Source organism: Simiaoa sunii, from assembly GCF_014337175.1.
Taxonomy (GTDB): Bacteria; Bacillota; Clostridia; order Lachnospirales; family Lachnospiraceae; genus Acetatifactor; species Acetatifactor intestinalis.
In genome coordinates this window covers 355,208-367,421 of record NZ_CP060633.1, presented here as the reverse complement: position 1 = coordinate 367,421, position 12,214 = coordinate 355,208, and the positions used below count along the sequence as shown (strand labels likewise).

Below are 12,214 nucleotides of genomic sequence, written 5' to 3'. Positions count from 1 at the left end.
TATCACTTTCACCTTAGTAAAATATATGGCCACCGATACTGATGCCGGTCAGTCCTTCCACCGGGGTACGGAAATACACGCAATTGCCTACATTCGTCACTCCGGACATTGCCTCATCCGCCGCCTGATAGCAACGGCTCGTGGCCTTGTTCGCAGCCAGAGCCAGTTCCAACCGTCCACTGGCTACCGGTGAGAACTGTTTGTTCTGATAGATCACACCCACCACCGTGTTGGGATAGACTGAACTTCTGACACGATTGATCACAACGCTGGCTACCGCCAGTTGACCGTCATAGGGTTCGCCTCCCGCTTCACAGTAGATCAGATTGGCTAACAGATATCTGTCTCCCTCTTCGAAAGAGATATCGGAAATATCCCGCCAGGTGGCATTTGCCGCTTTCTGGGACATAGCGATCTCTTCGGCAAGCTTTTTCCTGAGGGTTTCCAGATTATCCTCTTTTTTCTTGATCTCCGCTTCGTATGCCAGGGCTCTCTGTTCCGCTTCGGAGATGTCTCCGGCATATTTGGCGATATTGTTGGATGTCTGGCTGATCAGACCGGATACCTTGCTTTTTTCAGCTTCCGCTTCTAATTTCAGATTATCCAGCTCTGCCTTCTCTGTCTGAAGCCTTGCCTCTTCCTCTTCGATCAGCTGGCGGTTTTCCTCGAATTCCTTCAGCTTTTTCTGGTCATAGGCAGCGATCCGTTCAAAAAAGTCCGCAGCATTCAACACCTGGTCAAAGCTCTGCGCGTTCAGAAGAGCATTGATGTAACTGGTCTCGTTCCGTTCATACATATCCCGGACGCGGATCACCATACATTCATACTGCCACTCTTCGGTAGCCTTCGCTTCCTCCAGACTGTCCTGGGTATCTGCGATCTCCTGCTCCTTATCCGCGATCTGCTGTTCCAGATCCGCCAGATTATTGCTGACCTCCGTCAATTGACCGTTCAGATTATTCAGTTGTCCCTTGAGGGAATTCTGCTCTCCCTTCAGGTTCTCCAGATTATCATTTTCCTGGTTCAACTGGTTCTGCAGTTCATTTTTCTCCTGCTGTTCCTTCTGAATCTGCTGCCAGGTACTGCTGGTAGCTTCTACTTTGATGTCTTCTGAAGAAAATGCTCCTGCAAGGATCACCGCTGCAAGCAGTACAGCTGTCTTCTGTAGGCGCCTCAACCGTTCATACTCCTTTAATCTGTCGTTCAGACCCCGATATGTATCGTACGTCCTGTCCTGCTGTATGGAACGCACTCCACTCCCGCCGCATCAAACATTCGCCTGGCTGCCCGGTTGGAGGGTGTTCCCCGATATTTGTCGCTGTCATATACTACGGTATGGATCCCTGCCTGAATGATGGCTTTCGCACACTCATTGCAGGGGAAAAGGGACACGTACAGTTTTGTGCCCTCTAAAGATCCTCCGCGGTAATTCAAAATTGCATTCAGTTCACTATGTGTCACAAAGGGATATTTTGTCAGATTACTATCCTTGTCATTCTCCCTCTCCCAGGGGAACTCATCATCGGAACAACCCTTGGGGAACCCATTGTATCCCATAGACAGAATCTTATTGTCCGGGCTGACAATGCAGGCTCCCACCTGGGTATTCGGATCCTTGGACCGCATCCCCGACAGGTGGGCTACCCCCATGAAATATTCATCCCAACTGATATAGTCACTGCGCTTGGCACTCATTGGTGTCTCCTTTATTTGGTACCGAAAATACGGTCTCCAGCATCTCCCAGTCCGGGAACGATATATCCGTGATCATTGAGCTTCTGATCCATTGCTCCGATATAGATATCCACATCGGGATGTGCTTCCTGCATAGCCTTCACACCTTCGGGTGCTGCGATGATGCACAGCAGACGGATGCTCTTGCATCCCTTGTCCTTCAGCAGCTGGATGGCCGCGATGGAAGAACCACCGGTGGCCAGCATGGGATCTACGACGAATACTTCACGCTCTGCACAGTCTGCAGGAAGTTTGCAGTAATATTCTACGGGCTTTAATGTCTCCGGATCACGGTACAGTCCGATATGTCCTACCTTTGCAGCCGGGATCAGGGACAGCATTCCATCTACCATACCAAGGCCTGCGCGCAGGATGGGTACCAGTGCCAGTTTTTTACCCTTTAACTGTTTTACGGTAGTCTTGCAGATGGGAGTCTCGATCTCTACTTCTTCCAGTTTCAGATCCTTGGTAGCTTCATAGCCGATCAGCATGGCAATCTCGCTGATGTTCTGTCTGAAATCCTTGGTTCCTGTTTCCTTTCTGCGGATGATTCCGATCTTCTGCTCAATTAAGGGATGGTCCATAACTACTACTTTTGACATATGATTGTCCTCCTGTGTTTTAGTGTTGTTGGTTGTATTTTGCGCCCCAGCTCAGATTTCTTCGATCAGGCTGATTCTGCGGCTGTGTCTCTCTTCTCCGGAAAAGGGTGTGTTCAAAAAGGTCTCAACGATCTCCAGTGCCAGATTCTCTCCTACGATACCTGCTCCCATTGCCAGCATATTGGCATCATTGTGCAGCCTGGTCATTTTTGCAGAGAGCGGCTCCGAACACAATGCACAACGGATACCTTTTACTTTATTAGCTGAAATACTGATACCAATACCAGTAGTGCAGATCACAATGCCCTTTTCGCAGGTACCGGCTGCCACAGCCTTTGCTGCCGCATGCCCGAATACCGGATAATCACAGCTTGCCTTGCTGTCGCATCCAAAATCCTGAAAAGGAATATTATTCTCCTCTAAATATTTTTTAACTTTTTCTTTCAGATCATATCCACCATGATCACTTGCGATTGCTATCATTTTTATTCTCCTTATATTTAAAATGAAATTTAAAGCTTTACAACCTTATGCCCCGCCGCCTTCAGCAGCCGGTTCATAATAGCCTGTCCGAAACCATCCGTGGAAAATCCCTCAGAATAGATTTTGGTGACACCTTCATCATCGAATTCTCTCAGGATCGTATACAGATGTCTGGCAATGCTGTCTTCATCCCTGCGGCTGCCGACACTTTTTACCACATCTGCCGTATACCCGGAAAGCATTTCTTCCGTTCCGATAATACCGGTCTTCTCTCCCGCCACATGATCCGCTGCGGCTTCCCGGTTGATATATTCTCTCACCTGTTCCGGCGTACCTTCCACAATGGTGAGTTCTCCCCTGGGGGCATAATGTCTGTATTTCATACCGGGCGCCTTGGGGGCCTGTCCACTGTCTGCCCGCAGGATCGTGGCATCTGTGTCCACCGTTCCCAACACCGCACTGAGCTTTTCCCGGGTGATATATCCGGGGCGGAGAATCTGCGGCGGACTCACCGTCAGATCAATGATCGTGGACTCCAGTCCGATTCCCACTTCTCCACCGTCGATAATGGCATCGATCCGGCCCATCATATCTTCCACGACATATTTGGCCACGGTAGGACTCGGTTTCCCAGAAGTATTGGCACTGGGTGCCGCAATATATCCGCCGCTGTACTCGATCAGCTTCTGTGCCGCCGGATGTGATGGCATACGGATGGCTACCGTATCCAGTCCTCCGGTGGTCTCGTAAGGCACTGCATCTGACTTCGGCAGGATCATGGTAAGGGGACCCGGCCAGAAAGCATCGGCGATCCTGCGTGCTTCTTCCGGCACATCCCCTGTTATTTTGTAAATGTCTTCAAACCGGTAAATATGCACGATCAGTGGATTATCCGAGGGTCTGCCTTTCGCTGCATAGATCCGCTTTGAGGATGTCGGGTTCAATGCATCTCCGCCCAGACCGTATACTGTCTCCGTAGGAAATGCCACCAGACCTCCCCGCCGTAAAATCTCTCCGGCAGCTTTCAGTTTAGCATCATCTTCCTCACTGACCGGACCGTCTCCGGGTTGAATCTTGATGATCTCTGTATTCATATTTTTTACCTTCTGTGTTCTAATGCATTTGGAGATAGTATATCATAGATGCGGTAAAATGGAAAGAGACTGTTTCAGGTACCGCAGAATTCCCTTATGGATCAGCCATGCAATACGATCCTGATATTCTTCATCGCAAAGCTTTTCCGCCTCCGCTTGATTTGACAAAAAGCCACACTCCACGATCACGATGGTTCCTTTGGTCTTCTTCAGAAGATAATAACTGTCGTTGGCCTTGACTTTGCGATGATTCTCCGGGTCCAGTCCCCGTACCAGCTGATCCTGAATGCCGGAAGCCAGTGTCTCGCTCCCCATACTTCCGGTATAATAAAACACCTGCGCCCCATGTACGTATTCCTCCGGATAACTGTTCTGGTGAATACTTACCGTCAAAACAGGATCGGTTTTTTCTATGATTTCTATCCTGCGTTTCATATCCTGTACCTTTTTATTGGAAGCATTTGCATCATACAATCCGTCCTCCGTCTCCCGGGTCAGCACCACTTCCACATCTTCCGCTTCCAGATATTTTTTCAGTTTTTGAGCAATCTGAAGGTTGATATCCTTTTCCGGTGCCCCATTGATGCCGATCTTCCCCGGATCGTCTCCTCCGTGTCCGGCATCGACGACCACGCAGAGTCTCCCGGAGTCATCTGCCCCCATTCCCGTCTCCCGCAAAGCATTTACCGCATGCATCGCACCAACATATTCTGCTGCTTCCCTGCCGGTCAGCGCCATCGACAGAATTAAGAGCCCTGCCATGATCAGTTTCAATGCCTTCTGTTCCATTTTTTCAGCCGCCTTATTGTATTCTATATGATTTTATATGCATTTTCCGCAGGAAATATCTTCCCGATGCAAAATCTTCCAAAATTAAGAAATCCTTTTGTTTTAACCTATTGCATCCTGTTGCCTGTTCAGCGTATAATAAACACATGAAATCGAATAGAAAAACACTTTCCGTAATCTTATTTATATTGGCCGGAATTTGTATCCTGGCAGCAATCATTCTCTTCGTGAGGGGTCACATGGAGGACCGGCACATGGAAGAATCCCTGGATGCTTTAAGACCCACTGAGTCTCCGGCAGAGACCGTTCCTTCTTCGGAACCTGAGACCATTGCAGCTGCTACGACGGAATCCGCCGCGGAAGAAGCGGTTCCCGCTCCGGAAGAGGTCACCAGGGTTCCCAATCCTTACGCCGACAGCTTTCTTGCCAACGAAGACATGGGCGCATGGCTGCAGATTCCCGGCACCGGGATCGATTATCCGGTGATGTGGACTCCGAGAGATGAGTCCTATTATCTGTATCGTGCTTTCGACGGCAGTGAGAATAAAAACGGCTGCCTCATATTAGATACGGACAGCTGCCTGGATCCCCTTTCCACGAATCTCATCATTCACGGTCACAACATGAAATCCGGTGCCATGTTTGGCAATCTCACGGATTATGAGGATCCGGATTTTTACGAAAATCACAAAAATATTATCCTGTACACCGAAGAATGTCAGCGCAATTACGAAGTCATTGCTGTCTTTCGTTCCCAGGTCTACCGGAAGACCGATCAGGTATTTAAGTTCTACAAATTTTTCCAGGCGGATACCCAGGAAGAATTTGATGACTTTTATAACAATATCAAGCAGTTATCCCAGTATGATACCGGTGTTACCGCACAGTTCGGGGATCATTTTCTGACACTGTCTACCTGCGTGTATCACGTAGAGCAGGGCCGGTTTGTAGTCGTTGCCAAGGAAACGGAACCTGGCGATCACTACCTTCCCATACAGGAATAACCAACAATCTATCAGGAGGATTTTCTTATGAAAAAACTGAAAAAAATCGTTACACTGCTTACGCTTGCAGCTGTGTGCCTGACTGCTCCCGCATTCGGCAAGATCACAGCCAACGCAGCAGAACCCAACACCTATGTTCTGAACTTTTCCCCCTCCAAAGGTGAATGGCGCTTCAAGCCTGCATCCTCATGGTCCGAAGAAGTTCAGGACCGCGAGCTTTACTATATGATGCAGGAAATCAAAGACGGTGACTACATCGTAGTCCAGAATGATGTTGACTGTAACCCTCTGAACCTGAATGTTCCCGTACGTCTGGGTAACCTGACGATCAAGAACAGTGTCAAGACTCCTGTCATCACTGCAAAAGGTTATGACAATGTTTATGTTCTGGACGGTACTACCGCGGCAATTAACGGTGATGTATCTCATGCCTATGTATACGGTGGTGCTCGCGTTAATTTCAATAACAACGTTGACACTCTGGAAATGTACGGCTACGGCAGTGAATACAACAATCTGCATGCCTATATCACTGTTGTCGGTACGGTAAATCATCTGTCTGCCAAAGACGGTCAGACCATGGAGACTTATTATGACTACTATAATTTTGCAGCCAATAAGCTGTACACCGAGGATGGCGCCTTAAGAACCGATGCACAATATTACAGCAAGACTGCTCCCGCTGCCGCCGCTGAAGCTGCACAGCCTGCTGCAACTGCTCAGCCCGCTGCAACTGCTCAGCCCGCTGCTTCCTCTTCTGCATACGATGATGTGCCCAAGACCGGTGAAAGCGCTCTTTCTATTTATCTGTTGGGTGCCGCAGCTCTCTGTGTTGTATCCGGATATGCACTTCGTAAGAAAAACGCATAATTACATTATAAGAGCACAAAATGCCTGGCCAAAACGGCCAGGCATTTTATATTGCTTATTATTGCAGGTAGGCGTTGATCAGTTCCCAGGCTGCCTGTGTTCCGTAGCCGAGTCTCCATACTGCCACACCACCGATATTCTTGGTAGTCATCATATTCAGCTTCACAGCGATGGATTCCGCATCCTCCAGCCAGATCTGATAATTTACGCTACCGGAAGTCCATTCCGCATAATTCTGGCAGGTCACTTCATCCCATTCTGCACTCACGCCTGCTTTACTCATGAAGTCTGCTTCATTGCGCATTGTGATATATTCGTCTGTCACATCCGTTCCTTCCGTCTTCCACAGGATCGTATAGAAGGGAAGTGCATTCACTACTTTATTCGCCGGTACTTCCTGAAGCGTTCTATCCAGTCCGTCCGATACATAGCTGATGCTTGCAACACTTCCGGGATCCTTGCTTCCGTGCCAGTGCTCATCATATCCCATGATGATCACATAATCCGCAACTTCTCCCTGAATATCCAGGCGATAGTAGTCATTGAAATTAAAAGGTACATAATTATCGATTGACAGTACCAATCCCTTATTGCGGCACTCTATGGACAGTTCTCTTAAGAACTCCACATAATGCGGTCCGCAGTCACTGCTCAGCTGTTCGAAATCCACGTTAATCCCGTCAAGTCCCAGTCCCATTGCCGTATCCGTCACATTTTTCACCAGGTTCTGTCTGGCCGTGGTGGATGACAGCATATTCAATGTACTGATAGATATGCCGTTTTCATTCGCATAATTAAAATTATCCAGCACACCCCACACCTGCAGTCCCATCTGATGGGCGGTCGTTACATAACCCGCTGTTGCAAAGCTTCGGAACGCTCCGTTTTCATCCGTCATACTGAACCAGGTAGGTGCGATCACGTTCATTCCTTTCGTGCCGGACACCATAGAGTATAAGGTATCATTACCTGCGACACCTCCTATGGAATGCCAGCCGAGGCAGATCTTGCTGTCTGCGGTAAGGGATGTATACTCCGGTGCCTGATAATCTGTCACCGGTGTTTCCGTCTCCTCCGTGATCTCACCCAGGCGTTTATTTTCCACATATCCGATGACTGCATCCGCTGTCTTTACCTTACTCCAGGTCTCCATCTGTTCCAGTATCTCAAGGGTATCTCCCTTGACTGCCTGTGTCAGGATCGGGCTCTTTACGCCGCCTCTCAGCCGGACTGCGGTATCCTTTTTCAGCTGTGCTACCTGTCTGATTCCCCATTCGGTATTGACCTGTACATGTCTGTCATAACATTCATAGGAATAATTCGTAAACAATTTTACATAGTCAGCTGCCACATATACGTTATCTCCGTCCGCGAAGCTGATCACATAACCGGCTTCCTGTGTTCCTTCCGTTGTCGTATATGCAGTCTCTCCGAATGTTGTCCGGATCACTTCTGTCGGAGTAGCATATAACAACAGATTCTCTGTCATATCCGCATAAAATACTTCGTTCATATATTTATGAACAGTTGCCAGATCGAAATAGCACACACCGTCTTTGATCAGTGCCTGTTCCTCCACCATTTCATTCTGTAAAATAATGGCACTCCTGTCGTTCTCTGACACCTGATAGAATTCATTCCAGTCGGCTTCTTCCTTGCTGTAGGAATATTTATCCAACAGCACTTTGCCCAGTGCGCAGCCACCGATCACAAGGATCAGCAGGATCGCCACGATCACCGGTAATACTTTTTTCTTCATATGTGCTCCCATCCGCAGGGGATTCCCCGCATTGTTCTTGCCTCTTCTTTCGTTCCGTCCGTCTCCCGGCAGAACAGTCTTATTCTATCACAATTCCCGCATATAATACAAGGAACAATACTCATTCAGTCACACACTGCAGGACACAGCCAGAGAGGCAATCCCATTTTGCAGTCCCGCAGCGTATGTTCCTTCCCCTCTGACCGTTCCGGCCATACGGGCGCTGACACCTCCTAAATGACAGTTCCGGGCCATCCACAGCAGTTTTGGACCAAAAGTATTCGTGAAACACTTATCCCTCTGCTGCGTTTTCCGGTACTTGTATGAATATAAATGCCTCTGACGGTACTTCTTTAAGGTAGTTCAAATAAAACATTGGAATTATGATTGTGAAAAATTTCGTTGAAATATTATGACCAGACACGTATACGCCTGTAAGACATCTCCATACTATATTTTACAAAACAATAAATGCTCTCCATCGTTTTGTGAATACAAATAAAAATGGGATGAAACGGAACGAATCGTTCCTCGTAAATCAACAAGAAAATAAGAAATCCGTCAGCCTCCTCTCCGTACCGGAGTATCAGAGGCATCTATAGGTGAGATTATATACTGTAATGCCTTGTTTGACAAGCTCTTTTATTAAATTTTTTTAAACTGTGAAAGGCTTCTATTGACTAAAATATAGGGAAAGTATAAGCTATATACCATACCAATGCGAAGGCAGAAAGGAAGTGTTGTCGCATGAAAATAGAAAAAGTAAATGAAAATCAGATTCGCTGCACGCTGACCCGCGAGGATCTCGCCAGCCGCGAATTAAAAATAAGTGAGCTTGCCTACGGTACGGAAAAGGCAAAATCCCTATTCCGTGACATGATGCAGCAGGCCAATTTTGAATTTGGCTTTGAAGCCGAAGACATCCCTCTGATGATCGAGGCCATCCCGCTGAATGCGGACTGCATCGTGCTGATCATTACCAAAGTAGAAGACCCGGATGAACTGGATACCCGCTTTTCCCGTTTTGCTCCTTCCGTTACGGAAGAAAGTGATGAGGACAGTGATGAGAGCACTGCAGACGAGGTTCTGGATCTGTTCCGCCGTATCCAGAGCGAAGACAATACTGCAAGCGCTCCTGAAGCTCCTTCCGCGTCCGCTCCCGAGGAGAGTGACAGTGTACGTTCCCGCCTGTTCCGTATGGAATCTCTGAAACAGGTGATCAATGCGGCAGTAATAGCCGGAAGCCATTATCATGGGCTCAGCACTCTGTATCACGAAGAGGGTGCCGACGGGTATTATCTGATCCTGACGCAGGGCGAAGAAGATCGCGAGGTCTTCGACCGTGTCTGCAATGTCATCTCTGAATACGGTATTCCCAAGCGTTCCACACCGGCAAGCCTTACTTTTCTTGAGGAACATTGTTCCACACTGATCGCCGAACATGCTTTACAGCGTCTTTCTAATACTTCAATGTAACAACAGATTGTAACATTCAGGAGAGTTCCCACTTTGTGGGGACTCTCTTATTTTTATGGTTGTTTTATACCTGTCTCTCCCAGCGAGAGTCTGTAGAAAAGAAGCTGGGAAACGCGTAACTTGAAAATATAGTCTTATTCGCATATAATAAAATTTAATACATGAATTGCTCCGTTGCAATGTAGCTTACGCAATTCCATACACATTCGGAATTACAAAGGGTCAAAACGCCGGTTACAGTGGAAAGGATGTACACGATATGATTTCCGACGAAGAATTATACCGACAATATTTAAGTGGCGATGAAACAGGGCTGGAAGAATTGATAAGAAAATACGACAATCCACTGACCTTATACATCAACGGCTATCTGCATGACATTCACGAGGCGGAGGACCTGATGATAGAAGTATTTTCCTACCTGTTCGCCAAAAGGCCCCATATCCGGGATGGCGGATTCAGGGCTTACCTGTATAAAGCTGCGCGCCATTTAGCTTTGCGCCATAAAAGCATCCGGCGACATCACTTCTGTCTTGATGATCTGACCAAAGAGCCGGAAGGTGGGAAACTGGTGGATGAGGTGATCCGGACAAAAGAACGAAATCAGATTCTGCATTTATGCATGGGTGAACTGCATCCGGATTACAGAGAAGCTCTTTATCTGACCTATTTTGAGGGTATGAGTTACCGGCAGGTCGCTGAAGTTATGGGAAAAAGCGTGAAGCAGATCACTAATATAATGTACCGGGGAAAAGAGCGTCTGCGGGGATTATTGGAACGGGAGGGAATAACAAATGCGGAGTCATGAGGAACGGATTGCAGAAGTCCGACGAAGGATTGCGGAAAAAGAGCGGCAAAAAAGGCGGAAACAGCGGCGGATCGTTGCTATTTCCTGCATAGCGGCATGCCTTGCTGTGATCTTCGGGGCTTCCTTTGTCATGTCCGGGATTTCCAGACAAATGGTGCCGGGGAACTCCTCCGGATATGAAACGGCGGCAACGATCCTCGGTGGAGGTGCTGCACCTGAATATATCATAATAGGGGTGCTTTCATTTCTTCTCGGCGTATGCGTGACGATCCTGTGTTTTCGTGTCCATCTGCTGGACAAAGAAGATCAGGCAGAGCAGAGGGGGGACCGCGCCAATGGAATTGATCATTAATCTTTTGCAATTTTTCGTCACCCTGCTGGGCTTCTGTCTGAGCGGCATTCGTTATCTGAGGCATCGGACACTGTCATATTTTCTGCTGATTTGCTTTTATGGCTGTTTCGCACTGGGCTCCCTGTACTGGACATTATATCTGTTGTTGTTTTCCGAAACACCACGGATCTTTTATGTATCGGAATTCGGCTGGGTCTCCAGCGTTATTTTTCTCTATCTCCTACAATATACTCTCTCCTCCCCGGAGGAAAGAAGCTTTTCCTGTCGGAAATCCCTGCTGGCTCCGCTGATCGGAGTTCCGTTGTGCGCATTTTACTGTACCTTTGGTGACATTCTCTCCAACCTGCTCTGGTGCGGCATGATGATCCTTGTCTCCTATCGTTCCATCCACGGTCTTGTCTACGCAGAGACACAGACGGGAAAAGGACGGAACCTGCGGTATTTTCACATCGAAATTCTCTGCTATGTTGCGGTAGAATACGCTCTGTGGACCTCCGGCTGCTTCTGGCCGGGCGACTCTATCTTCAGTCCCTATTGCTGGTGTGATCTTCTGCTGACGTTCTGCCTTTTCGGGCTGCTGCCTGCCACAGGAAAGGCGGTGCGGACATGACCTATATTGAAAATGTATTTATCTGTATGGCCTCACCCCTGTTGATCGCCGCCCTGTGCATGGGTAGGCGGCAGGCCAAATTCTTTCTGTGCTGTCTTGCAGGAATGGGGGCATGCCTGCTCTCCGCTTACATCAATACCTTCTTTGCCGCTCTTTACGCAGCAGATACGATTGCCGCCACCGCAGAGATCGCACCTGTGGTAGAAGAAGTGATGAAACTCCTGCCGTTGCTCTTTTATCTTCTTGTATTTGAGCCTGAACCGGTGCCGATAAAAAATGCTGCCATCATCGTTGCACTTTCCTTTGCCACCTTTGAGAATGTCTGCTATCTGATTCAAAACGGAGCCGGACATTTTTCCTTTATCTTTTTCCGGGGCATTGGAACGGGTGCCATGCATGTGATCTGTGGTGCCATCGTCGGCGGTGGGCTGGCGTATGTATGGCAGCGCACTTGGCTGAAGATTGCCGGAACCTGCGGTCTGCTCGGGGCAGCCATCACTTTTCATGCGATTTATAATCTTCTGATCGCCTATGGCGGTGCGATACAGTATATCGCATACATTTTGCCTGTGCTGATCCTGACGGTGGGAAAACTGATTGTCCGCCTGCCCCAGAGTCACAACTGAATCCTGT

14 protein-coding genes are annotated in these 12,214 nt (G+C 48.2%); 7 read left to right on the top strand and 7 right to left on the bottom strand.

Annotated elements, in window-relative coordinates; genetic code table 11:
* Window positions 1–13: 13 nt before the first annotated feature.
* The 6 genes from H9Q77_RS01775 to H9Q77_RS01750 are packed head-to-tail and all read right to left on the bottom strand — an operon-like array spanning window position 14 to window position 4,702.
* On the bottom strand, window positions 14–1,177 hold the full coding sequence (locus tag H9Q77_RS01775; RefSeq protein ID WP_249326411.1) for a cell wall hydrolase: 1,164 nt from the start codon (window positions 1,175–1,177) through the stop codon (window positions 14–16).
* A gap of 26 nt (window positions 1,178–1,203) precedes the next feature.
* Window positions 1,204–1,695, bottom strand: coding sequence for a deoxycytidylate deaminase (locus H9Q77_RS01770; protein WP_118547272.1), 492 nt, complete (start codon window positions 1,693–1,695; stop codon window positions 1,204–1,206).
* Between the two features lie 11 nt (window positions 1,696–1,706).
* Window positions 1,707–2,336: a uracil phosphoribosyltransferase gene (upp, locus tag H9Q77_RS01765; RefSeq protein WP_022154839.1), complete on the bottom strand. Its 630-nt coding sequence runs from the start codon at window positions 2,334–2,336 to the stop codon at window positions 1,707–1,709.
* Between the two features lie 51 nt (window positions 2,337–2,387).
* Window positions 2,388–2,819 (bottom strand): ribose 5-phosphate isomerase B, encoded by a 432-nt coding sequence (gene rpiB / locus H9Q77_RS01760; protein ID WP_249326410.1) that lies wholly within the window; start codon window positions 2,817–2,819, stop codon window positions 2,388–2,390.
* Window positions 2,820–2,848: 29 nt separating this feature from the next.
* Window positions 2,849–3,913 carry an L-threonylcarbamoyladenylate synthase gene (locus H9Q77_RS01755; protein WP_154495421.1) on the bottom strand — a complete coding sequence of 355 codons (1,065 nt, stop codon included), beginning with the start codon at window positions 3,911–3,913 and terminating at the stop codon, window positions 2,849–2,851.
* A gap of 42 nt (window positions 3,914–3,955) precedes the next feature.
* Window positions 3,956–4,702, bottom strand: coding sequence for an N-acetylmuramoyl-L-alanine amidase (locus H9Q77_RS01750; protein ID WP_249326409.1), 747 nt, complete (start codon window positions 4,700–4,702; stop codon window positions 3,956–3,958).
* Between the two features lie 254 nt (window positions 4,703–4,956).
* Here H9Q77_RS01750 and H9Q77_RS01745 point away from each other — a divergent pair, with 254 nt between their 5' ends.
* Window positions 4,957–5,706, top strand: a complete 750-nt coding sequence (locus H9Q77_RS01745) for a class B sortase (RefSeq protein WP_249326408.1) — start codon at window positions 4,957–4,959, stop codon at window positions 5,704–5,706.
* A gap of 27 nt (window positions 5,707–5,733) precedes the next feature.
* A complete protein-coding gene (locus H9Q77_RS01740; RefSeq protein WP_249326407.1) occupies window positions 5,734–6,576 on the top strand; it encodes an LPXTG cell wall anchor domain-containing protein in 843 nt (280 codons plus the stop codon).
* A gap of 58 nt (window positions 6,577–6,634) precedes the next feature.
* On the opposite strand, the gene H9Q77_RS01735 is transcribed toward H9Q77_RS01740, so the two are convergent.
* Window positions 6,635–8,335: a glycosyl hydrolase family 18 protein gene (locus H9Q77_RS01735; protein ID WP_249326406.1), complete on the bottom strand. Its 1,701-nt coding sequence runs from the start codon at window positions 8,333–8,335 to the stop codon at window positions 6,635–6,637.
* 747 nt (window positions 8,336–9,082) lie between these two features.
* Here H9Q77_RS01735 and H9Q77_RS01730 point away from each other — a divergent pair.
* The 5 genes from H9Q77_RS01730 to H9Q77_RS01710 all read left to right on the top strand — a co-directional run bounded on the left by H9Q77_RS01730 (window position 9,083) and on the right by H9Q77_RS01710 (window position 12,207).
* Window positions 9,083–9,811 (top strand): adaptor protein MecA, encoded by a 729-nt coding sequence (locus H9Q77_RS01730; RefSeq protein ID WP_249326405.1) that lies wholly within the window; start codon window positions 9,083–9,085, stop codon window positions 9,809–9,811.
* A gap of 259 nt (window positions 9,812–10,070) precedes the next feature.
* Window positions 10,071–10,619 (top strand): RNA polymerase sigma factor, encoded by a 549-nt coding sequence (locus H9Q77_RS01725; RefSeq protein ID WP_118538469.1) that lies wholly within the window; start codon window positions 10,071–10,073, stop codon window positions 10,617–10,619.
* Window positions 10,606–10,971 (top strand): DUF4179 domain-containing protein, encoded by a 366-nt coding sequence (locus H9Q77_RS01720; RefSeq protein WP_249326404.1) that lies wholly within the window; start codon window positions 10,606–10,608, stop codon window positions 10,969–10,971. Before H9Q77_RS01725 ends, H9Q77_RS01720 begins: the two co-directional genes overlap by 14 nt.
* Complete coding sequence (locus H9Q77_RS01715; RefSeq protein WP_249326403.1) at window positions 10,955–11,581, top strand: histidine kinase; 627 nt, start codon at window positions 10,955–10,957, stop codon at window positions 11,579–11,581. The genes H9Q77_RS01720 and H9Q77_RS01715 overlap by 17 nt, the downstream gene beginning before the upstream one ends.
* Window positions 11,578–12,207 carry a PrsW family glutamic-type intramembrane protease gene (locus tag H9Q77_RS01710; RefSeq protein WP_118669401.1) on the top strand — a complete coding sequence of 210 codons (630 nt, stop codon included), beginning with the start codon at window positions 11,578–11,580 and terminating at the stop codon, window positions 12,205–12,207. Before H9Q77_RS01715 ends, H9Q77_RS01710 begins: the two co-directional genes overlap by 4 nt.
* Window positions 12,208–12,214: the final 7 nt, after the last annotated feature.